At 40.6% G+C, this 22,253-nt stretch carries 21 protein-coding genes; 15 read left to right on the forward strand and 6 right to left on the reverse strand.

Features of this window, described 5'->3' with window-relative positions; all coding sequences use genetic code 11:
- The first annotated feature begins 67 nt into the window (after positions 1-67).
- Together DYD21_RS08930 and DYD21_RS08935 are read left to right on the forward strand one after the other, a co-directional pair.
- The gene (locus tag DYD21_RS08930) at positions 68-253 is read left to right on the forward strand and encodes an addiction module protein (protein WP_116035454.1); all 186 of its coding nucleotides are present in this window, start codon (positions 68-70) and stop codon (positions 251-253) included.
- A 130-nt stretch (positions 254-383) separates the two neighbouring features.
- The gene (locus DYD21_RS08935) at positions 384-617 is read left to right on the forward strand and encodes an addiction module protein (RefSeq protein ID WP_116035457.1); all 234 of its coding nucleotides are present in this window, start codon (positions 384-386) and stop codon (positions 615-617) included.
- A 540-nt stretch (positions 618-1,157) separates the two neighbouring features.
- Here the strand turns inward: DYD21_RS08935 and DYD21_RS08940 are convergent.
- Together DYD21_RS08940 and DYD21_RS08945 are read right to left on the reverse strand one after the other, a co-directional pair.
- Complete coding sequence (locus tag DYD21_RS08940) at positions 1,158-1,616, reverse strand: hypothetical protein (RefSeq protein ID WP_147303541.1); 459 nt, start codon at positions 1,614-1,616, stop codon at positions 1,158-1,160.
- Between the two features lie 155 nt (positions 1,617-1,771).
- Positions 1,772-2,080 (reverse strand): hypothetical protein, encoded by a 309-nt coding sequence (locus DYD21_RS08945; RefSeq protein WP_116035462.1) that lies wholly within the window; start codon positions 2,078-2,080, stop codon positions 1,772-1,774.
- Positions 2,081-2,483: 403 nt separating this feature from the next.
- Between DYD21_RS08945 and DYD21_RS08950 the strand changes: the two genes are divergently transcribed.
- The 8 genes from DYD21_RS08950 (at position 2,484) to DYD21_RS21025 (ending at position 13,759) form a co-directional block, all read left to right on the forward strand.
- Positions 2,484-2,795, forward strand: a complete 312-nt coding sequence (locus DYD21_RS08950; protein ID WP_147303542.1) for a hypothetical protein — start codon at positions 2,484-2,486, stop codon at positions 2,793-2,795.
- A gap of 82 nt (positions 2,796-2,877) precedes the next feature.
- On the forward strand, positions 2,878-6,123 hold the full coding sequence (locus tag DYD21_RS08955; protein ID WP_116035467.1) for a type ISP restriction/modification enzyme: 3,246 nt from the start codon (positions 2,878-2,880) through the stop codon (positions 6,121-6,123).
- A gap of 14 nt (positions 6,124-6,137) precedes the next feature.
- Positions 6,138-6,377 (forward strand): hypothetical protein, encoded by a 240-nt coding sequence (locus DYD21_RS08960; RefSeq protein WP_116035470.1) that lies wholly within the window; start codon positions 6,138-6,140, stop codon positions 6,375-6,377.
- On the forward strand, positions 6,364-8,229 hold the full coding sequence (locus tag DYD21_RS08965) for an ATP-binding protein (RefSeq protein WP_116035473.1): 1,866 nt from the start codon (positions 6,364-6,366) through the stop codon (positions 8,227-8,229). Before DYD21_RS08960 ends, DYD21_RS08965 begins: the two co-directional genes overlap by 14 nt.
- Positions 8,230-8,659: 430 nt before the next feature.
- Complete coding sequence (drt2, locus tag DYD21_RS08975; RefSeq protein ID WP_116035478.1) at positions 8,660-10,030, forward strand: antiviral reverse transcriptase Drt2; 1,371 nt, start codon at positions 8,660-8,662, stop codon at positions 10,028-10,030.
- Complete coding sequence (locus DYD21_RS08980; protein ID WP_116035480.1) at positions 10,030-11,148, forward strand: DNA repair exonuclease; 1,119 nt, start codon at positions 10,030-10,032, stop codon at positions 11,146-11,148. The genes drt2 and DYD21_RS08980 overlap by 1 nt, the downstream gene beginning before the upstream one ends.
- On the forward strand, positions 11,145-13,586 hold the full coding sequence (locus DYD21_RS08985) for an AAA family ATPase (RefSeq protein ID WP_116035482.1): 2,442 nt from the start codon (positions 11,145-11,147) through the stop codon (positions 13,584-13,586). The genes DYD21_RS08980 and DYD21_RS08985 overlap by 4 nt, the downstream gene beginning before the upstream one ends.
- Positions 13,587-13,591: 5 nt before the next feature.
- Complete coding sequence (locus DYD21_RS21025) at positions 13,592-13,759, forward strand: helix-turn-helix domain-containing protein (RefSeq protein WP_158551472.1); 168 nt, start codon at positions 13,592-13,594, stop codon at positions 13,757-13,759.
- 288 nt (positions 13,760-14,047) lie between these two features.
- Here DYD21_RS21025 and DYD21_RS08990 read toward each other — a convergent pair whose 3' ends face one another.
- Positions 14,048-17,221, reverse strand: coding sequence for a PAS domain S-box protein (locus DYD21_RS08990; RefSeq protein ID WP_116035484.1), 3,174 nt, complete (start codon positions 17,219-17,221; stop codon positions 14,048-14,050).
- Between the two features lie 437 nt (positions 17,222-17,658).
- Between DYD21_RS08990 and DYD21_RS08995 the strand changes: the two genes are divergently transcribed.
- The 5 genes from DYD21_RS08995 (at position 17,659) to DYD21_RS09015 (ending at position 20,036) form a co-directional block, all read left to right on the forward strand.
- Complete coding sequence (locus DYD21_RS08995; protein WP_116035487.1) at positions 17,659-18,261, forward strand: hypothetical protein; 603 nt, start codon at positions 17,659-17,661, stop codon at positions 18,259-18,261.
- Between the two features lie 6 nt (positions 18,262-18,267).
- Positions 18,268-18,567, forward strand: coding sequence for a transcriptional regulator (locus DYD21_RS09000; protein ID WP_116035490.1), 300 nt, complete (start codon positions 18,268-18,270; stop codon positions 18,565-18,567).
- Positions 18,568-18,577: 10 nt separating this feature from the next.
- The gene (locus DYD21_RS09005) at positions 18,578-18,781 is read left to right on the forward strand and encodes a PEP-CTERM sorting domain-containing protein (RefSeq protein WP_116035492.1); all 204 of its coding nucleotides are present in this window, start codon (positions 18,578-18,580) and stop codon (positions 18,779-18,781) included.
- 74 nt (positions 18,782-18,855) lie between these two features.
- Positions 18,856-19,440 (forward strand): hypothetical protein, encoded by a 585-nt coding sequence (locus tag DYD21_RS09010; RefSeq protein WP_116035495.1) that lies wholly within the window; start codon positions 18,856-18,858, stop codon positions 19,438-19,440.
- 272 nt (positions 19,441-19,712) lie between these two features.
- Positions 19,713-20,036, forward strand: a complete 324-nt coding sequence (locus DYD21_RS09015; RefSeq protein WP_116035497.1) for a helix-turn-helix domain-containing protein — start codon at positions 19,713-19,715, stop codon at positions 20,034-20,036.
- Between the two features lie 120 nt (positions 20,037-20,156).
- Here the strand turns inward: DYD21_RS09015 and DYD21_RS21030 are convergent, their stop codons facing one another.
- From DYD21_RS21030 to mobC, 3 genes are all read right to left on the reverse strand, one after another.
- Positions 20,157-20,309 (reverse strand): hypothetical protein, encoded by a 153-nt coding sequence (locus DYD21_RS21030; protein ID WP_158551474.1) that lies wholly within the window; start codon positions 20,307-20,309, stop codon positions 20,157-20,159.
- Between the two features lie 84 nt (positions 20,310-20,393).
- On the reverse strand, positions 20,394-22,058 hold the full coding sequence (locus DYD21_RS09020) for a relaxase/mobilization nuclease domain-containing protein (protein ID WP_116035499.1): 1,665 nt from the start codon (positions 22,056-22,058) through the stop codon (positions 20,394-20,396).
- Positions 22,058-22,253 (reverse strand): plasmid mobilization relaxosome protein MobC (mobC, locus tag DYD21_RS09025; RefSeq protein WP_116035502.1); only part of this gene is annotated, 196 nt, incomplete at its 5' end. The genes DYD21_RS09020 and mobC, both read right to left, overlap by 1 nt.

The raw sequence follows: 22,253 nt of genomic DNA on the forward strand, positions 1-22,253 counted from the left end.
CCTGATTACTATGAATTTTCATGAGTTATCACCATAAATCGAAAGAATTATTATTAAATTTGTGTCTATGAACACAAAACAGATTTTATCCATCATCTCCAACTTACCGTTTAATCAGCAGGTAGAGAACGTTGATCAGATATTGCAAACCCTCCACCAGCCAGATCCAGACGTAGAACAAGTCTGGATGGATGAAGTTGAACGTCGTGCAATGGAGGTGGACTCAGGGGGAAGTCAAAATGATTCCTGGTGAGCAGGCCATGCAGCGCCTCGAATCCATCACTCGAAACTAAGTGTTGGGGTTATATGCAATCGATATGGTACCACAAATATGGTTTCCCATTATCTTATGTACCTAATCGGAAATCAATTAAATTAAACTCATGACAACAAAAGATATCATTGCGGAAATCAACGATCTGCCGGTCGAACAACGGGTAGATATACTTAATCAAATCCTCCAAGATATGAACACCTCCGATCCTGAAATTGAAAAAACCTGGGCTGAAGAAGCCCGGCGACGTCTTGATGAATTTGAGGAAGGCAAGGTAAAAGCAATTCCTGGCGATCAATTTGATAGAGAAGTTCAAGAGTTGGAAAAACGTTATTCTGAATGACTTACTCTTTCCTTCCTGAAGTGAAAAAAACGATTTAAGCAAACCCATTCATTTTCTACCAAACTGTTCACCCCCCTGCCTGCCGGAGCAGATAAATCCAGGGTGATGGAAAACCCAATGCCACTCTTCTTTCTGTACCCTTTTAAAAAATTTGAAAGCTTGGATAAGCTCGTAAGTGAGATATGATGTTCATTATTGAGCTTACCACTTACTATCTCAAATCGACAGTCGGAGAAGATTATTTTTAGCTATTCTGAGAATGTTCGTATATCTCCATCTCTATTAATAACAAATAAATAATCATGAGTAGATCGATATATTGTAGACTGTGTTCAATTGATATTTAAGGATGATAAGAAACCAAAGCTAAAAACTCTATCCCTTTATAAGAAACCGATTTTAATCTTCTAAATATCGTCCTGAACCAGATACTTGCACCCCAACAATCCATCAAAATACGAGTTCAATAAGCATTGATGATGGATTATAGAATCAGTTTCATCTACCCATTTTGCAGCGCAAGTTGTAACATAAAACACATTAATTTTCCCAAAGGACACTGAAACCCAAAATTAAAGCAAGAAAACAAATTACCCACAGAATAACCGGCCCTGAAGCACCCTTAAAGGTTAGGCCCAAAAAGCTGAATTCAATATCACCTTTGTTGATTACATTCAACACTGTAACGATACAAAATGCCGTTATGGCTGATAAAGGGACGCCAACTGTTGCAGCATATTGGTCTTGAATGATACGTACCAACCAACCATTTGCAGGGCCTGGATTTAATACGTGCCATACTAAAAAGGAGAAAAAGAATATGCTTGCAATTCCAGTCCCACCTACAGATGCCCACTGTGACAGTCTACGAAATTTCACATCAATGTAGTCATCATAAGACGAATTCTTACCTGGTGTAATAAACTCCTCTGATCTATCTGATGGTATTTTTGAAGATGTAGTATCATTTAGAAATTCTTTCTTGATATCCTTTTCCACAGATTGTACCTCCGTTGATTTAATCTTGCGCCAAACAATTGATTTCAAGAATTTAGCACCGTAAAATGGCTAATCAAATATAATTTTAATTCCAAACATTTATACGCACAATTGTTATTACTGAAAAATATAAACGTTCATCTGTTTTCTTGAAATTAGTATTCCTTTGACAACTCATTAACTCCCACACTTTTTCCCATTTCCACCTCCTGTATCAACCTCCAGGTAAATGTATTGGTATCAAATAGTATTCTGAAATACCTGCCGTCACCCGCTTCTACCACAAAATGAAAGTGCTCTCCCCTGCCCTTCCGATCCCTGTGATAGTGCCGAACCTTGGAGATCTTGAAAGATTCACCATTTTGCATCATAAATCGGTACGGCGTAATCTTGTAAGGAAGCTTTTCTGAGTGTACGCTTTTGAAGACTGAGAGGACATTCAATGGAGGGTTAATTTTCTGCATTCCTGGTTGAGAGGGTCTTTTAGTTGAGGATTTACTCTCAAATAACTCTAAGGCTCTGACAGCATAATGTCACAAAGAATGGAATGATTTTGAAGTGGTCACCCCTCTTAAATTAACCCAGTGGGAACAGCTCATAACTTCTCTGCCATATCTCTTTATATCCCATCGTATCCTTGTGCATACAAATTGTACTCGGCTATTTTTCCAGAGAACTCATTTAATTCCGGGATAGTCCATGCTGTTTCATTGAAAATTGTAATACTCAATTCAACCCGGTTTTATTAATAAATCGAACTCTCTTATCTCCGGACCTGGAAGAACTTAATTTACTTACCCTGACACAGTGTAGTCACTATCGACTCTATTTTAAGTGTAATCATTAAATAAAATCAGAGGAATGGATATGATTGCTATAAAAATTGGTACCGCAGATCGAAGAGATGGAGATATAGACGCCCGGTGGATTACAGACCAGGTGAATGCACGGCGCAGAGAGGGCAAAAAAATCTGTGTGTTATTCAAAGTGAACTGTGGAGATGTGAACTTGAATCTTCCGTCAAGAGACTACCCAAAAGCCGGAGGCGGTGGCAGAAAGCCCAATGTAAACGAAGAGTTTATATTGGATGAATGGAGAAAAATGGGATTTCCGGATCAGAATTTGAATCCGGGGATGGTGGTTTCATTTTGGGAGTTTGTGAAACAGATATGTGACTGACTGAAAAAATCCTATTCTCTGTGAAGTGTAGATTTTCTTTTATTACATTCCCTAACGGCTTAAATAAAATACATTCAGCTACATGACCATTTCGGAGTACATCAAGAACATCAATAAGCGCTATAAAACAGGAATTTCAAGGGAGCATACCTACCGCGGGGATTTGCAGAATTTGCTTGAAGGAATGCTGAAAAATGTGCTGGTGACCAACGAACCGGCAAGGATTGCCTGCGGTGCTCCGGATTTTATTCTGACACACAAAGATATTCCAGTTGGCTATATGGAGGCAAAGGATATTGGTGAACCGCTGACAGGCACCAAACACAAAGAGCAGTTTAACCGGTATAAGGAGTCCCTGCCCAACCTGATCTTTACCGACTACCTCGACTTCCATTTCTACAGGGATGGGGAGTATGTGACATCTGTCCGAATTGCTGAATTGGCTGGGGGTTCCATTCGTGCGGTGTCGGAAGCTGAAGATAAATTCCGGCAGATGATCAACGATTTTGCCACACACTCCTTGCAGACCATCAAGTCAGCTTCGAAACTGTCAAAAATGATGGCCGGAAAGGCGCGGCTGCTTTCTTCTATTATTGAAAAAGCACTGAATGCCAATGAAGGTGCATCCGACAGGGTGAATGAACCCGCCAACACCACGCTACGCGAGCAGCTTGCCGCTTTTCAGAACGTGCTAATTCACGACATTAACGCCAAAGAGTTTGCCGATATCTATGCGCAGACGATTGCCTACGGAATGTTTGCCGCCAGGCTGCATGATACATCACTCGACACCTTTTCCCGGCAGGAGGCCGCCCGTCTGATTCCCAAAACCAACCCGTTTCTGCGAAAGCTTTTCCAATACATTGCGGGTTACGACCTTGATACACGAATCGACTGGGTGGTGGATGCCCTGGCTGAGATCTTCCAAGCCACAGATGTAAATGCTCTGCTCACCAATTTCGGGAAGTCCACCCAGCAGACCGATCCGATCATTCACTTCTATGAAACCTTCCTGGCGGAGTTCGATCCCAAACTTCGCAAAAGCCGCGGTGTTTGGTACACGCCGGAACCGGTGGTGAACTTCATTGTGCGTGCTGTGGATGATATTCTGAAAGATGAATTTGGGCTGAAAGACGGCCTGGCCGACACATCCAAAACCAAAGTGAAGGTGAAGGTGCCTACTCATGATGGAAGATTTAAGAACAAAGAGGTGGAAGAAGAAAGGCAAGTCCACAAAGTACAGATTTTAGACCCAGCTGCCGGAACCGGTACGTTTTTGTCAGAAGTGATAAAGCAAATCCACGGAAAATTTGAGGGGCAGCAGGGCATCTGGCCCGACTACGTGGAGAACCATCTGATTCCCCGTCTGAACGGGTTTGAGATCCTGATGGCCAGCTACGCGATGGCTCACCTGAAGCTGGACCTGCTGCTGAAAGAGACCGGCTACGACCGTGAAAGCGACCAGCGGTTCCGGGTTTACCTAACCAACTCCCTAGAAGAGCACCACCCCGATACCGGTACTCTATTTGCCGGTTGGCTGAGCAGTGAAGCGAATGAAGCCAACCATATCAAACGAGATACGCCGGTGATGGTTGTGATGGGAAATCCACCTTATTCTGTTAGCAGTAGCAATAAAGGTGATTGGATCACCAACTTGATCAAAGATTATAAGAAGGATTTAAAGGAAAAAAGTATTAACTCACTATCTGACGATTACATAAAATTTATTCGATTTGGTCAACACTTTATTGAGAAAAACGGAGATGGGATATTAGCATTTATATCAAATAATAGTTTTATAGATGGGTTAGTGCATCGAAAAATGAGAGAACAACTCAGTAATACATTTGACAAGATTTTTATTTTGGATCTTCATGGAGATTCAAAAAAGAAAGAAACCACTAAATTTGGGAAAAAAGATGATAATGTTTTTGATATTCAACAGGGAGTAAGCATAAATATTTTCATAAAGGATGGAAAAAAAGATTCAACCAGTAAACTTTACCATCAAGATCTTTTAGGAAGTCGTTCATCAAAATATAAATTTCTCTCAGAGTCGAAAATTACCGATATAACTTGGAAAGAAATAGCTATAACTAAACCTTATAATTTTTTTGTGCCTAAAGATTTTGAGTTGGGAAGTAGTTATAACACATGGATGAGCTTGAAGGATGTTTTCAAACAAAACTCGCTTGGGATTGAATTCGGTTCAAAAGAACATTTAGTATCTATAAGTAATGTAGAGTTAAAGAAATTCATCCAAAATTCATTGCTAAATGATGAAATCAGTGATAATGAAATTGAAGCCACTTATAAGATAAAAACCACAAGTGGTTGGCGTTTTGGAGAGTTGCGTAAAGAATCCCTACAGGAAGGTTTTAAATCAAATCGAATTAAACCATGTCTTAGCTCTCCCTTCAATATCAAATTTACATATCATTCAAAAATCTTAAGAAGACCACAGATTGAGGTTCTTAGTAATCTTCATCAAGATAACATTGCATTGTTGACCCTTAGACAAACAAGAGCATCAGAATCGGGATGTATATTTGTTACCAATTTTATCTACAGCAAAGATGCAGTGTCTATAGTAGATAGAGTTACTGGATTTCCTTTATATATTTATCAAAATTATAACCAACAAACCCTCGATGGTACTCCCGAGCGAAACCCCAATCTTAATCCAAAAACCGTCAAAAAGCTTGCGGACGGTCTTGGTTTAACCTTCACAACTGAAAAAGAAGATACAGAAGACACCTTCGCTCCGATCGACCTGTTGGATTACATCTACGCTATTCTCCATTCACCAACCTATCGGAAGACTTACAAAGAGTTTCTGAAAATCGACTTTCCGCGCGTACCCTATCCCAATGATCCCAAAACCTTCTGGAAATTGGTGGAACTGGGCAGTAAGCTGCGGCAGGTACATTTGATGGAGCACCCAGTGGTGAACGACTTCATCACCACTTATCCCAAGACGGGCTGCAACAAAATTACCAACCGCCTCACCAAAAATGATCCAGGTTTCATCCCCTACGACAAAGACCACGATAATCACTCCACCCCGGACGATCACCGCTATCCCGGAGAGAAACTGGGCAAAGTTCAGATCAATGATGAGCAGTATTTCGGCACCGTCCCCATCAAAGCCTGGAACTTCTACATCGGTGGCTACCAGCCCGCCGAAAAATGGCTCAAAGACCGCCGCGGACGTACGCTAAGTATGGAAGAGATACAGCATTACCAGAAGATTATCGTGGTGTTGCTGGAGACGGATAGGTTGATGAGCGAGATTGATGGGGTTTTTGAGATAACAGATAACAATTAAAAAGAAATAGAATTATGAATGTAGGCGAATTGATCAAGCAATTAGAAAAATATGACCCAAAAACTCATGTAGTTGTAACTACTGAAAGTGAATCAATCATAAAAAAAGAAGACTTGTTTCGTGTATTCGAAATTATTGACACTCACAAAACCAAAGCGGAGTTAACCAGATTGGATGATGGCAGGCCATCCTTGAAATACAATCGTAGTAAGAATTCTGTTGACCTAATTGAAATCGAGATTGCAGAGGAATAGAAGTAGTTTTTCTAAGATCAATGACGTTAAAAGACATTTTATTTATAGAAAACTAAATCAAAAAATAGAAAAAATGCACAAGCTGAGTAAAGTAACTATCAGAAATTATAAGTCGTGCAAGGAGACGACTGTTAAATTTCCTAATTATGCTGTTATGATTGGGTATAATAATGCTGGTAAATCAAATATACTTGAGGCAATTAATTGGTTTTTAAATCCTTCCGGTCTTGATGTTGATTGCTTTAATGACAGTGAAAAACCAATTGAAATTGAGGGAATGATTGAAGGCATTAGTGGAGAGATTCTTGGTCGATTGGATAAAAAGCATAAAGAACGCATTGAGAAATATGTAAATGGTGGTAAAATTTTGTTTAAGAGAACTCAAAGTGAACCTGGCGGGAAAAAAGGTCTAAGAGACTTGTTCTTACGTAATTTTGATGAAGAAGATGAATCAGAAGATGCTTGGGATGATAATCCAACTGGTATAGATAATGCAATCAGCTATTTATTTCCAGAACCTATACAGATTCCGGCCATGGATGATGCGACAGAAGATATTTCAAAAAGTAAAAGCACAACAACGATTGGTAAATTAATTGCTGAAATTTTAAAACCAATTGAAGAAAAAAGAGAAGATGAAATAAATAAAGTTCTTGGTGGACTAAGAGATAGGTTTGAAGCGGATGGTGAAAAAAGAGCTGACGAGCTAGAAGAATTTGACCAAGAAGCTAACAAAATGATTGGAGATTTTTTCCCAGGTGTCGAAATTAATGTTCATATTCCAACACCTGAAATCAAAGAACTGTTTAAGTCAGGTACAGTTAAAATCAAAGAGGATGGAGCAAATGTATTAAGAGATTTTGATTCTTTAGGGCATGGTGCTCAAAGGTCAATTCAAATGGCTTTGATTCGATTATTGGCTGAGACTACTAAAGATTCGGAAGGTATAGGGAGAACATTACTTTTAATTGAGGAACCAGAATTATTCCTTCATCCACAGGCAATTTGGCGATTAAGAAAAGCTTTTAAGGAATTAAGTAGCGAAGGTTATCAAGTAATTATTGCTACACACTCACCAATGATGTTGAGCAAAAATGATATTCCGCAAGCTATATTAATTAGGAAAAATAACAATGGCACTTACCGACTTAAGAGCATTAAGGAATCAGTTGAAGAGAAAATTGAAGATCATGGTTCACAAGCAGATCTACTATTTGATCTTGGTAATTCAAGCCATATTCTTTTTTCTGAAAAAATTCTACTTATGGAGGGGAAGACAGAAAAACATACAATTCCATTGGTTCATGAATCAGTTACAGAATCCACTCAAAATGCTTCACAAATAGCATTTATACCACTGCGAGGAAGTAGTGATATAAGAAAATCAAAAGAGATTTTGGAGGAGATGAAGTTTAATGTAAAATCAGTTGTCGATTTAGATTTTTGCTTTCAACGTGCTGTAAATGATGGATACCTGGATGAAGGTGATGAGGATATTGAAGCGTGTAAAGAGCTATTTCAAGAGTTTAAAGATGAATTGGAAATTAAGTTATGTGATGCAGGGCTCCCTAAAAAAAATTCAGATAATAACACCTCTGCCGAGGAAGCTTATCAAAAGTTAGCAGAACAGGAAAAATTAAAACCTCATATTGAAAAACTTCATGATAAATTAATTAAGAAGAATATATGGGTATGGAAATCAGGTGCTGTAGAAATACCATTGGGAATTGAATCAAAAAATGGGAATGCGCTTAATAAATTTATTTCCAAAATTAATCAATCAGAAAGATGTCTAGACTATGTCTCTGAGCCAGATACTATACAAGCTTTTGTAGAATGGTTAGATAGCTAACTTGGATGTAGTTTGATATGAATACGCACAGATATCTATTAGGGGATGAGATGTTGTCCCATATAGCAATGCTCTAGCTTGCCAGGAGAGTAATTACCAAAATTGATTTCGAAGTATTTAATAATTTATATATTTTTTAACGCTTACAATGTAGATTGTAAGGAAAGCAGTTTAGCTTGAAAGTCAACTTTGAAGCAACCAGGAACGTTCCTGTTTGTTCAAAGTCTCCTTTCAGTGGGAGTTCAATGATGACTGATAGTATAGCTGTGATCATATTCATAGCGTTTAATATACGAAAGTTATATGCGTTAAGGTCAGCTCAAAACTGGCTTGAAAAGTGGGGTGTAATTCCCTTCAGTCGTGCGCCAGAGGCTTATATGGACAACGCAATCCTAAGTCTCTGGCTTTGCTATTTTAAAGAGGGGTAGTTATGAATAGAACCGATTGGTATAGATTTATAGATAAAGAAACCAATAGTGGAGGAATTCCTGAAGGCAAGAGAAGATACCTTCACTTTGATCGGAAAATTAATTTCAATTCTTTCGCCAATTCTCTAAAGAAATTTTTATCTGATCCGGATAAAGTTTCAAGCAAATCGTTTTATCCTTTCATTAAACAAGTAATTCAAACTCCCCGATATAAAGTAATTAATAGACAAAACAATGAAAGAGAAATGGATGCAAAAGAGCGAGAAATCTATTATGCTTCTCATTTTGACTCCCTTGTTTATTCATATTATTCAATCCTGTTAGATCGCAAGTATGAAGAATTAATTAGTGAGCAGAATATTTCTGATTCTGTTACTGCTTATCGTAAGCTTGGTAAGAATAACGTTGATTTTGCCAAGGAAGCTTTTGATTACATAAAAAATAAAGGTGAGTGTGTTGCAATCGCGTTTGATATAACCGGATTCTTTGACAATTTGGATCATAAAATTTTAAAAAAAGCGTGGTGTAAAGTATTAGAAAAAGGCAGCTTGCCGGAAGACCACTACAATATTTTTAAAACGCTCACAAAGTTTTCTTTTGTTTTGAAGAATGATTTAGATACTGAGTTTTCTAAGCGCATCTCTAGTAATCATTCATATAGAATTTGTAATCCAAAGGAATTTCGAGAAAATGTTCGGGCCAAAGGTTTAGTCCATACGAATCTAAATAAGTTTGGAATTCCTCAAGGATCTCCAATGAGTGCTGTATTATCAAATATTTATATGCTTGAATTTGATCAAGAGATGTGCAATTTGATTGATAGAAAAAATGGATTGTATCGACGTTACTCTGACGACATTTTAATAGTAGTTGATGTTGGAGATTTAGCAAGTGCCAGAAATTATTTTTACGAATTAGTAAACAAGTTTAATCTTGAAAGCAAAGAAGAGAAAGAATGTATTAGGATCTTTAAAGTAAGTAACGGGGTATTGAAAAGTTTTGATCAGGAAGAGAATGAAAAATGCCTTCAGTACCTCGGTTTTACTTTTGATGGATCAAGAACTTTAGTTCGTTCATCAAGCATTTCGAGATATTATCGTAAAATGCGAAATAACGTTCGTTTGACAGTTAAGAAGACATTTGGTAAAAAATCCAGAAGTTCAAAGGTTAGCAAACGGAAATTATATAAAAGATTTACTCACAAAGGTATTCGTGGGGAAGGCATTTCGAACTTTATAGGTTATGTTTATAAGGCGAATGAAAAAATGGGTGGAAAGGATATTAGATCGCAGGTTTCAGGGCATGTTGATAAATTAAATGAAGCTATTGAAAAGAAATATGATAAGATTAAGAATAAAAAGTCTTCTAATTAATGGGACATAATAAAAACCTGAAAATATTTCACACTGCTGATTTTCATCTTGGCCTTCATTTTCGAACTCACCCCGAAGCCCAGGAAACACTGGTACAAGCCCGATATGAAACCCTCAAAAGGCTGATTGATGTGGCGAATGAAAAGGATGCAGAGATTCTTGCCATCGCCGGTGACCTGTTTGATAAAACGAGCATGAAAGTGTCCGAGATTCAGCAGGCGGTACAGGCGATCAACCGGTTTGAAGGGAATGTGGTATTAGTACTGCCCGGCAATCACGACTACATCACTGCCGATAGTCAGCTTTGGGACCGGTTCAAAAAAGAGGCCAGAGACCATGTGTTGGTTCTGGACGAAAAAGAGACTGTGGATTTGAGTGAATATGAATTAAATGCTGTTGTATATCCGGCTCCCTGCCATGCCAAACACTCTGCTGAGAACACCACCGGATGGGTGATCGACGTAGATAAAGTTTCCGGTAATATGCATATCGGTATTGCTCATGGAAGTATTAAAGGTGAATCACCGGATTTTGATGAACGATATTTCCCTATGACGAAACGTGGGCTTGAGGAGTCAGGTTTGGATATCTGGTTATTAGGACATACACATATCACGTTTCCTGATAAGCCAGGTAAAAGAGATATAGTTTTCAATCCGGGCACACCGGAACCGGATGGATTTGACTGCAGTCATGAAGGGCGAGCATTTTTGCACACCATCGATGAAAAGAAATCCATACAAACCGAAATCTTAAGTACCGGAAGCTACCGTTTTTTGCGAGTTGAACGGACGTTAAACCGGCAAAATGACCTTGAGAAGCTGCTGGAGGAATTTCAAAAAAAGGAGTACCAAAAGAGCGTGGTGAAGCTATCGGTATCCGGTCGGCTGGACCCGGATTTGTACGATCAATGGCTGGATAAACGGCATCAAATCCGGGATGCTGTCATGGAGCTGAAGCTGGATGATTCGGGCCTGAAGAGAAAAGTCACTGAAGAGCAGATCCGAAAAGAGTTTGCCGAAGGCTCCTTTCCAGAACAGCTACTCTCGTCTATACCGGAAGAGAATGAAGACGAACTGCAGATGGCCTATGAACTGATCCGGGAGGTGAAGGGATGAAATTGAAATCCATTAAACTCCACCCCTTTGCCGGTATCCGTGACAAAGAGTTTCAATTTGAAAATGGATTGAACGTACTGCTTGGCCCGAACGAAGCGGGGAAGTCAACCGTGTTTCATGCCATCTTGAATGGGCTTCTGACGACCACTTCCTTGACGGCTAAGCAGGTCGATGATACGATGGGCCTGTTTTTTCCGGTTTCGGGCGGAGATACCATACGGGTTACTCTTGTACTTGAAGATGAACAAAAATCAGAAGTCCGGATCGCTAAAACCTGGAAGAAAGGAACCCGGAACGGCAGTGCAAGCCTGCATCTGCCGGACGGAACGGAGATCACAGACGAAGAAGAGATTCAAAAACAGATCGAGGAGTTGTTACCGGTCTCTCCGGCCACGATGAAAACTATTCTTCTGGCCGATCAATCCGGCCTGCATCACACGATTCGTGAGATGGAGAAAGAAGATAAAGTCCGTAAAGAGCTGGGCGATCTACTGCGGCAGAATTTAATGGAGACCGGCGGAGTGTCTGTCGATCGCTTTCGGGAGCTGCTGGATACAAGATATGACGAATACTTTAAGCGGTGGGATCGGGACCAGGATTATCCCGAAAATAACCGTGGAATCAACAATCCCTATAAAGTGGGTACCGGTAAAATACTGGATGCGTATTATCAGAAAGAACAGTTGCGGCTTGATCTTGAAGAAGCTAAGCGTTTTGAAAATGAGCTGGATCAGCTGAATGAACAGCTTTCCGAGTTGGTTAATCGCCAAAAAGAGAAGAAGGAAGAGTTTGAGAAGCTGGAGCCGCTGAAGAAGGGAATCAGCCAAAGAAAGGATAAAGAGCAGCGGTTAGAAAATGCGGAGCTGAAGAAAAAGAGCTTACTTGAGATCAGCCAAAAATGGCCCGTTTTAGAAGATCGAATCAAGAATCTGGAGCCAAAGAAGAAAGAGCAGCAGGATAAAATTGAGAAACTTCAGATAGAGCAAAAGAAAGCTCAGAATAAGCAGCGTGCCGAACAGCTTAAGGCAAAAATCAAAAAGCTGGAAGAGCTCTCTGTAAAGGTGGGGGATGCAAAAAAAGAGGTTGAAGAAGCTAAAAAAGTTGAGCAGTCCGATGTACAGGAATTACGAAAGCTAAAAAATGAGATCAGCAACCTGAAGAACCGGATTGAAGGAGCTCGGTTAACGTTGCGTATTGAGGCAGAGTCAGAACAGAACTTTGGATTCACCGAGGCCGGGAATCCGGAAGAAAAGATTGAGGCTAGGCAGGGTAAGACGATTGAGAAGAAGGCCTCCGGTGGATTTACTCTTTCTATGGATGGGGTAAAGATAGATGTATTTTCCGGGGAAGGCGATCTTGAAGAGGTCGTAAAAACCGTTTCGGGAAAAGAGCAAGAACTGAAGAATCAGCTTGAGAAGCTGAATGTGGATTCCCTTCAAAGTGCCGAGTCAGTGGCAGAACTCTACCGTCAAAACCAGCAAGAGTTGAGCAAGGTGGAAAGCCTGTATCAATCTGAACTGGGTGATGATGATATTGAGAAATTAAAAACCGAACTGGAAGAGCTTGGCGATTTGGACCAGGTGAGATCAGTAAGTGAAATCAGCGATGACCTTGTTGATGCCCGGACTGCATTTGAAGGCCTGAAGAAAGACGCTGAAGCTGCTCAAGATCAGATCGCTGAATGGCAGAAAGAGTATGATTCAGTTGAGGATGTGATTATGGAGCTGGCGGAGACCTCAAAGTTTATGAAAGATTTAAAGGCTGAGATTGAAGAGCTGCCGGAACTACCCTCAGGATTTGAATCAGCCGATGAATTTATCGAAAAGGTAGAATCACTGGACCGGGAGATTCGAGATGTAGAACAAAAAATCAGCGAGAAAAAAATTGAGAAGGCCAATCTTGAAAAAGATGCACCGGATACCTCTTCCGAAGAGCTGGAAAAAATGAAGGAAGAGGCCGAATCAGAGTTTGAAAGGATACATAAAGAAGGCGAAACCCTTGCCAGGGTACGGGAGCGCACCCAAAACCTGCTGGAGTCAATGGACGCAAATACCTACAGCGGCCTTGAAAAGAGTTTCCTGAACTGGCTACAAAAGATGGTTAAAGGCCGTTTTGAAGAAATTCAGATGAATGGCGATTTGCCGTCCACATTTACAACTGATGATTGCCGTCCGCTCACTTACAGCCTGCTATCACACGGAACAAAAGATACGGTTGCGCTGGCCTGGCGCTTTGCTCTTACTGAACATTTTCTTCAGGATCAGTCTGGATTTATCATCTTAGACGATCCGATGGTGGATATGGACCCGGATCGAAGAGAGCTTGCTTCCAATGCGATTGAAGAGTTTTCCAAAGAACAGCAGGTATTGGTGATGACGTGTCATCCGGAGCATGGGGAGTTATTGAAACATCAAACACATGTTGAAATTCAGAGCTGAAAAGAATGTCATTACACGTTAACATAGAAAAACTGATCAAAGGCGAAGTAGTGGAAACGGGCCGGATTGAATATAAATCCGGATGGAACCCGGAAAGTGTAATCCACAGCATGTGTGCATTTGCGAATGACATCAACAATCTGGGTGGCGGGTATATTGTCACTGCTTCTTAATTCACAAACAGATAATTATAGTTTTCATCAAACAGTGAGGTTGGACTAAGAGCTTTCCCCAACCATAGTTGCTCTTTTTCGATTTCTTTTTGCTCTAAAGCAACTGAAGCAAATAAGAAATCTTCATCTGTGGTATGATTTTTTAAGAAAGCATTTAAATTAATGATAATATCTCTATCGTCTTTGTTCTCTAAATTCTTACCAAGTGTCGAGGGTCACGAGTATTCCCCACCCCGGTGCCTATAGTATTCAATTATATATTTTCGATTACCCAATAATGCAATGCTTTTACATAAGGTTACTACCAGAGCCTTTAACCTCTTTTTTAGTAAATGTCAGTTTGAAATTTGTTTTTCCATCTGTAGTCTCATACTTAAATTCTCCTTCTAATTGTTGAGCAAGAGTATCTATCAACTGCATACCCAGGGAATTTGGATTCTTTGAAATATTTAAATCTACCGGTAATCCTATGCCGTCATCTGATAATACAAGGTAAATTGTCTCATTCTTTTCTGATAACGATATCCATATATTTCCTTTTTCCTTTCCAACAAAAGCATGTTTAAACATATTGGTGACAACTTCATTTACTATAAGTGAAACCGGTATCGCCTGATTAATATTGAGTTCTATTTTCTGCACATTAAAATTGATATTAATTGAACTGACAGGTTGATATGTAAGTGCTATATCATCGACTAATTTTTTGATGTTCTCATCAAGGTTCAGTTTCGAAAAGCTCTCCGATTTATACAGTAGTTCATGGATATTTCCGATAGTTTTTATACGACTTACACTATCGTTCAACTTCTCTTTTAGTGATTCATCGTCCTCTTGAAATGATTGTAACATCATCAAACTGGACACAACGGCTAAATTATTTTTCACACGGTGATGGATCTCCGCGAGCAGTGTTTCCTTTTCTTTAAGGGACTCCCTTAGTTGAGCTTCACTTTTCTTATGTTGGGTTATGTCTTTGAAATAAACTGAAATTCCTTCTTTAGAAGGATAAGCGCTAATATCATACCATCGGTCTAAAGGAGCATAATAATCTTCGAAATCTATGGAGATACGTTTGTTCATCACTCGGTGGTAATTAGTGTATGAGGGCAGATCAATCGCATCATCAAACACTTCCCATAAATTTTGTCCCAAGATCATATCCCGGGGTGTTTCCAACTTACGTTCGGCTGCATTATTCCAATATGTAACGATCCAATCTCTATTTACAGCAAAAAAACCGTCATCAATACTTTCGAGAATAGTTTCTTTTTCTTTGTAGGCTTGTTTAAGTTCAATTTGATTATTTTTTCGAGAAGTAATATCTCGAAAAAACACACTGAGACCATCTTTAGAGGGGTATCCGTGTACTTCGAACCAGGCGTTTAGGGGTGGGTAATACTCTTCAAAATTGACAGGTATTTGCTGTTCAAGCGCTTTCTTGTATTGTTGGAAAAAACCCAATTTCTTTGCTTCTGGAAATAATTTCCACAGATTATTCCCTAAAGCATCTGTGCGGGTTAAACCAAGCATTTTCTCCGCTTGATGATTCCAGTAGGTAACTGTCCATTCCTTATTTACAGCAAAAAAGGCTTCGGTTATGCGCTCCAAAATACGTTGACGTTCTTGCAGAGCATCCAGCATATTCAGATGGGCTTCTTTGCGTTCATGGATATCCTGAAAGATTCCATATATTCGCCGACACTGGCCTTCTATCACTTCAGGTTCACCTTTGGCTCGAACCCATCGTTCGTTACCTTTAGCGGTGATAATCAGAAGTTCCTCATCCCACGGTACACCTTTTTCAATCGCGTAGCTAACAGCTTCTTGAATGAGGGCCCTATTTTTTCCTTCCTTGTAGAAATTAATGGCTGTTTCTAATTCGGGTTCATAATCCGGTTCAACTTCATGTAATTCTTTGGTTATTGTTGACCAAAAAACGTTATTATTTTTCAGGTCTAACTCCCAAACCCCGATTCGACCCACTGAATATGCCTGATCAAGCAGTTGTTCTAACTCTTTTTGTTTTGTGACATCTCGGATAGCTCCAATCATGCGAACAGCTACACCCTCATTATTGCGAATGATATGTGCATTTTCTATGACATGAGCATACTCACCAATAGAATTTTCGAACCTGTATTCGTGACGCCAATGCTCTTGAGATGGATCTTTTAGAGCTTTATTCAAGGATTTTAAAGCCGAAGGATGATCATCAGGATGAACAAAATCGGTGTACTCTTTAAGTGAAATGCTCTCTTTAACAGTATTATGACCAAATATTTCCTTGAATCCTTCTCCAAAGTGGTGTTGATCATTTTTGATATCCCATTCATAAATAGCATCATTTGTAGCTTTGGATGCGTAATGGTATCGCTCCAGGCTCTCTTGTAATTGATTCTCGTATTTTTTTTGCCGGGTAATATCTGTGAGTGAACCCACAATAGCCACGGTCTTTCCATCTTCCACAATTGGTGCTTCATGTACCTGAACCCAAATCTTTTCACCGGTTATTTTTTTTAACTGTAATTCAAAAGGAGGTTGCGTCTCACCGGTTTCAATAGCTTTTTGAGTATGTTTAATGCCTTTTTTATTAACTGGGTGCTCTGTAATAAACTCTGACCAATTTTGTATGGCTTTTTCCGGAGAGCATCCTAAAAATTCCTCTGACTGCTGACTCACGTAGGTAAGTACATGATTTACATCATGCCGATAAAACAAATTGGTGCTGTGGTCAATGACATCCTTCAGTTTCTGCTCAGTCTGTTTTCGCTGGGTGATATCCCGGAAAATGATGCTGGTTCGAGACTGTCCCTGGAGATTTTTGAAAACAGATGATGTCAATTCAACTGGTATTTTTTGTCCAGAACTGTGGATGAACGTCAACTCACCTGAAAATTCCCCAGTTTTTTCACGTCTTTGAAGAGCTTTTTGAAGTTTTTCATCTTTATCGACCAGCCCATCTCGTCCTAAACCTATAACCTCCTCTTCAGACATTCCTAGTATCTGGCATGCCGCATTGTTAGCTCTGTAAATACTACCTTCAGGGCTGGTGAGCATAATGCCATCCAGACTATTATCCAACAACATTTCCAGCTCTTCCCGATATTGGATTTTGTTTGTCACATCATAGGCCACAACCAATTTGAACTTCTTGCCTTCCATTGAAATAGGATGCGAGTGTACACGAACATAAAACAGCTCCCCGCACTTTTTACGATGGGTCCAAATGCCTGCATTGCTAAAAGAGTCAATGCGCTTTGAAACTTCCTTCATTAACCTTGGAACCTCATCCTCAGGTCTAAGGTCTGCGATCGTTAATCCCAGAAATTCCTCCTTGGAGTATCCGTATAGAACACAGGCTGCATCATTGACCTCTTTTATGGTTAAATCTGTGGGGTCAAAGATCCACATAGGATTAGGATTCTCAGCAAATAAGAAGTTAGTATTTTTAATTTTCATCTGATACTTTCACCCCTAAAGATTTGGCCAAGTAGCTTCGATGTGATGGTTGACATATAACGAAAATTCAAAAAAATAACGTATTAAATAAAAGCTAATTCAGTCAGATATTTTTAAGATATCAATTGATATTTTATCGGTCTTTTTCCTGAAATAGATTAAGCGGTACTTGAAAATGAAACTGGAGTGATCTGTTACTGCTATTCGAAAGAGACTGTTTTAAGGGAAACTTCAGCTCTATGAAGTTAAATCGAATAGCTCAGCACCTCAGAATAAATTATTCTCTTTATGATTAGGGCACCACGCTTATTTGAGCAGTGTCAATATACCGCGATGGTGCGGTTGTCACTTGAGGACATCAAATGGAGATATTTTTCATATACATATTGAGTCATTCATTTGTTCTAAGTACTTTTAAATAAAAAGTACTTTGTGAAATGAATAAAGATGAGTCACTTCGGGATATTGCTGAGATACGGTCTATGATGGAGCGGTCGTCCAGATTTTTATCCCTCTCCGGCTGGGCCGGTATCATGGCGGGATTGTATGCATTGGCAGGTGCTTGGATCGCTTACTCCTTTTTGAATTTCCATCCGGTTGAAATCTATCAATCTGTACCGGAATTGACGAACGTGATTCTTCTGGCAGTGTCCGTACTACTGTTCTCCCTGGTTACGGCTATCTATTTTTCACGTAAAAAAGCAACCGCGAGTGGTGAGAAGGTTTGGAATGCAACCACAAGACGTCTATTGGTCAACATGGCTATTCCGCTGGTTACCGGCGGAGTATTGATCCTGATTCTTATTTCAAAAGAGCTTATTGGCCTGATTGTACCTTTCACACTGATATTTTATGGGCTATCACTTGTCAGTGCAGGAAACTTCACATTGAATGAAGTGAAGTTAATGGGAATTATTCAAATCGTATTGGGTCTGCTGAATGTCTGGCATCTGGAGGCCGGATTGCTATTCTGGGTCGCTGGTTTTGGTTTGGTTCATATCATGTATGGAGTCTATATGCATAAAAGGTATGAGCGGTGACTCATTATGAAACTATCCTTCGACGACCTTCATAAAGCATTCGAAAGCCGGGTTCGACTTGGAATCATGTCGGCATTGGCCGTGAATGATACGCTCGATTTTACATCTCTGAAGGAGTTTCTGGATGTGACGGATGGTAATCTGGCAACCCATATCAAAAAACTTGAAAAGGAGGGTTTTGTTGAATCAAAGAAAGCATTTATCGATAACAAACCCAACACCAAGTACTCTATGACAAAGGATGGAAAAACAGCTTTTGACGAACACCTGAAGGTGTTGGAAGACATCATAAACTCAACAAAATGAAAATTAAATTATGAATGAAAACCAAAATAAATCCTCCATAGCCCACAGACTGATTCCTTTTCTTCTTGTCATAATTGGCATCTCTATGATGGTATACATGATTATAGTGGAAGATGAGCCTGGCGCAATTCCGCTTCTGATGATCGTAGCCGGTACGGTGTGGTATTTACTTTGTCGACGAAGGCTTCGTAACAGAAGCATGTTTGACATATAATCAAAAAACAGATAGTCTTTTTCACCTTTTTTCTAAAAACATCCCAGATAAATTAAATATAATGGAGCACATCTATGAATTCTGAACATTCACTTATTCGTCCGGTTGTAGGACTTACCATTACCACAGCCACGTTTCTGCTAATACCCTTGATTGCTATGCAGTTTACAAATGAAGTGAATTGGACGGTTTCTGATTTTATTTTGGCGGGATTCCTGCTTTTTGGAACCGGCTTCTCCTACATCCTGGTTACACGGATACTGACAGCCGGAACCGACCGTAGCACTCTGTACAAGATAGCAACCGGATTTGCACTATTCTCCGGCCTGTTTCTGATTTGGTCGAACCTTGCCGTTGGAATCATCGGTTCGGAAAACCAACCGTTTAATATGATCTACTTCGGTGTAATTGCTCTCGGTATCATTGGAGCTTTCTTTGCACGCTTTCTAACAAAGGGTATGATATGGGTTATGTTTTCCATGGCTGTAGCCCAGACAGTTACTGCAGCAATAGCCCTGTTTACGGGTTTACATCAACTTCCGGAAAGCTCTGTAGCTGAAATTCTGGGTGTAAACGGCTTATTTATTGTTCTATTTGTGGTTTCTGGATTAATGTATCGAATGGACTCTATGGAAAGTACCTCAAATCAGCTTGTTTAACTTTATAGCAGACCCGCTTTTCAAACTAGAAGGAGTTGTGAGTACCTTAACTTTATCCAATATTCTAACTAAAAAGCTGGATATTTCGCCATCCTTTCAGGCTTCAAATACCTATGATAACCATTGAATAGATACTAAATACGACATATCGTGTCTTGGAGGAAATAGGTTCTCCTAAGAGATTTATTTGGGTAAGGTGTCATCAAGCACTCTGATATAATATTTAATAGTTGGTATAAATAGGCTAGAATTCACTTCATTTATGAAATGTTATGAATAAAAAACGCCCTTTTTTACTTCCAAAACACGAACGTATGCTTCAGCAGGTCGGAGAACAGTTAAAACTGGCTCGTTTACGAAGAAGACTGAGTGTCGAGCAAGTCTCGCAGCGAGCAGATATTGGTACATCCACACTCTGGAGAATCGAAAAGGGTGAACCCGGTGTAGCAATGGGAAACTATTTTATGGTACTTGTGCCCCTGGAACTGGACAAAGATATCTTAAAACTGGCCTTAGATGATGAACTTGGAAGAAAATTACAAGATGCCGGATTAACTACGAAAAAAAGAGCACCGAAAAGAGAATCCAGTTCCTAATTGTTCAGCAAAGAAAAAAGATGCTGTCTATGAGCATTAGTCCCCGATCGGCTATCCAGCATTACCTATTGTAATTCGTAAACGGTACCAATCGCCATATCCCTCGACGATTTGATATATTTAAAACCCAACTACCCCAACCCCAATCCCAATCCCAACCACAAACGCAGCAGCCAGGTACGCATAAAACTCCAGTGTATCGGTTAGGTTGCGTTTTGGTTCCAGGTCACTCAGGTCGCCGATATAATCTTCTTTGATTGGATAATAGCTCATAGTCGTAGTTTGTCTGTTTAGATGATGTTTAATAGAAAAAGGGGACAGGCAATGTACTGCCTGCCCGTTTAAATTTCCAGACGGCTACCGGCTAAAGTCGCCGCGCTGGGCTTCACGTTCACGCTCCAGTTGTTTTTGAATAGCAGTGTACCGGTGTTGATGCACGGCGTGGAGAATCCCGCTTTGGGCAAGTGACGCGCCGCCGGATTTCAGTGCGTTAGCAATGCCCAGGACCACCCGAGTCGCTTTCATCGACTGGTCGGTTATCTGAACCAGGGCCTTGCCGGCTTCCGTCTGTTTAGCCAAATCGTTTTTGAACGATGCCACTCCACGTCCGGCCACCTTTCTGGCAAGCGGCTGGTAGTTTTTCATGATGGACGTGATTGCCCGGCTTACGGCAATCACCTCCTCTGCGCCCCGGCTCACGGTATAGCCCGCCTCTGATTCCCTCATGTTTTTCCGTAACACCTGCCTGATGGCCGGCAGCTTGACGTTAGATAAATGGCTCTGCTTCTCCGTAAGCTCTTTACGTTTTTGGCTCAGTTCTTTCGGATTACGAATCTTCTCTTCGAGGTATGTTTCCCACTCCTTGTACTTTTGATTCATCTCTGATATATAATTCCCAAGCTTTTGAAGCATCCACCCTTCCAATTTTACTTTACCAAATCTCCTTGGGGCCGACACTAACTCTGCACCGGCATCCTCCAAACCTTCCATTTTTGTGATCCTGGCCAACTCTTGCTGCGCCTTATCCGGATCATCAAACGTTTTTTCAAAACCCTCCTGAATCCGATCTTTCAGATTTTTCAGGTGTGTATCGTAGTAATCAATCTTCCGCAGCTCAGCGTCTATAAACCTTTTGCTTCGTTCCAGATCCGTCTCCGTTGCTTCCAACTTGATTCGTTCTATGGCATTTGTCCAGTTGTTGACCTCTCCAATACCTTTCTTTACGTCCACAATGAGCTCTCTATGCTCCTCATACTCGGACAGAGACTTCCCAAACTTTTTCTCCAACTTACCCCGGCTAAAATCTCGGCCTACGCTACTGGCTTTAATGTTCATGGCTCCATCGGTAACAACCATACCCGCGCCCTTGCTTTCCACCCAAAGACCTTGACCGGCCAGGGTGTCATCGAAGGATTTCCAATTGGATTGCCGGCCAAGCTCGTTTCGCAGCTCCAATGCACGCTCGCGAACGGTCTTGTAGTTTGGATCATCAATACCAATACCGGCCAGCGCCTCATTGACCCGAACGGTGAGCTTCCTTTCGTTTATGCTCAGCTGCGTTGGACCTTCAGCCTCTAACGGCGTCTGCTCCCAGTCCTTTTCAATTTCTATTTCTTTTAGAAGGCTGCGCAGCCGGTCGCGATCTCCCCACCGATCCACCGCTTTGAAGTGATCCAGATCTACCCGGTTGACGGCAATATGCATGTGCGTGTGATCGGTGTCTTTATGAGCGACAATCAGCGCTTGATTGTTTTCCATGCCAAGCTCTTTGACGACTCGTTCAGCAACATCCAGCATCTGCTCTTTGGATGGATCGTCTGTTTTGCTCCAGCTCACCGACACGTGATAGGCCGGGGACTGTACTCTCTGGCTTTGCCTTGCTATAAACTCCATCTCGTTAATCACCGTCTCTCGGTCAAGGTCAGAGAGGTGGCGCCCTTCGCGCCACTGCTCTTTCTCCGGTTGAGTGATGTAGTTAATGAGTTCCCGAAAGTCCTTACCGTGTGAAATCTTTGCAACCATTAGACGACCTCCTGAATCAGGTTTTTCATATTTGCTAAATGGTGCTCAACATTCTTAAAAATATCCAGAAAGATTTTTATGTCTTTTACCGGGTATTCGGACAGGTCAACCTCCTCTTCTCCGTTTGCTTTTAACTTAGCGTGTTGTAAGTGAAGTCGCTTTGCAATCTGGTTTAGGTTTACTCCGATCTTGGTC

It is taken from the genome of Rhodohalobacter sp. SW132, from assembly GCF_003390325.1.
In the GTDB taxonomy this organism is placed as follows: domain Bacteria; phylum Bacteroidota; class Rhodothermia; order Balneolales; family Balneolaceae; genus SW132.

Bases quoted from the DNA above. Each gene is read 5' to 3' on its own strand.
- DYD21_RS08930 (WP_116035454.1), top strand. From the start codon at position 68: ATGAACACAAAACAGATTTTATCCATCATCTCCAACTTACCGTTTAAT.
- DYD21_RS08935 (WP_116035457.1), top strand. From the start codon at position 384: ATGACAACAAAAGATATCATTGCGGAAATCAACGATCTGCCGGTCGAA.
- DYD21_RS08945 (WP_116035462.1), bottom strand. From the start codon at position 2,080: ATGCAGAAAATTAACCCTCCATTGAATGTCCTCTCAGTCTTCAAAAGC.
- DYD21_RS08950 (WP_147303542.1), top strand. From the start codon at position 2,484: ATGATTGCTATAAAAATTGGTACCGCAGATCGAAGAGATGGAGATATA.
- DYD21_RS08955 (WP_116035467.1), top strand. From the start codon at position 2,878: ATGACCATTTCGGAGTACATCAAGAACATCAATAAGCGCTATAAAACA.
- DYD21_RS08960 (WP_116035470.1), top strand. From the start codon at position 6,138: ATGAATGTAGGCGAATTGATCAAGCAATTAGAAAAATATGACCCAAAA.
- drt2 (WP_116035478.1), top strand. From the start codon at position 8,660: ATGAATAGAACCGATTGGTATAGATTTATAGATAAAGAAACCAATAGT.
- DYD21_RS08980 (WP_116035480.1), top strand. From the start codon at position 10,030: ATGGGACATAATAAAAACCTGAAAATATTTCACACTGCTGATTTTCAT.
- DYD21_RS08985 (WP_116035482.1), top strand. From the start codon at position 11,145: ATGAAATTGAAATCCATTAAACTCCACCCCTTTGCCGGTATCCGTGAC.
- DYD21_RS21025 (WP_158551472.1), top strand. From the start codon at position 13,592: ATGTCATTACACGTTAACATAGAAAAACTGATCAAAGGCGAAGTAGTG.
- DYD21_RS08990 (WP_116035484.1), bottom strand. From the start codon at position 17,221: ATGAAAATTAAAAATACTAACTTCTTATTTGCTGAGAATCCTAATCCT.
- DYD21_RS08995 (WP_116035487.1), top strand. From the start codon at position 17,659: ATGAATAAAGATGAGTCACTTCGGGATATTGCTGAGATACGGTCTATG.
- DYD21_RS09000 (WP_116035490.1), top strand. From the start codon at position 18,268: ATGAAACTATCCTTCGACGACCTTCATAAAGCATTCGAAAGCCGGGTT.
- DYD21_RS09005 (WP_116035492.1), top strand. From the start codon at position 18,578: ATGAATGAAAACCAAAATAAATCCTCCATAGCCCACAGACTGATTCCT.
- DYD21_RS09010 (WP_116035495.1), top strand. From the start codon at position 18,856: ATGAATTCTGAACATTCACTTATTCGTCCGGTTGTAGGACTTACCATT.
- DYD21_RS09015 (WP_116035497.1), top strand. From the start codon at position 19,713: ATGAATAAAAAACGCCCTTTTTTACTTCCAAAACACGAACGTATGCTT.
- DYD21_RS21030 (WP_158551474.1), bottom strand. From the start codon at position 20,309: ATGAGCTATTATCCAATCAAAGAAGATTATATCGGCGACCTGAGTGAC.
- DYD21_RS09020 (WP_116035499.1), bottom strand. From the start codon at position 22,058: ATGGTTGCAAAGATTTCACACGGTAAGGACTTTCGGGAACTCATTAAC.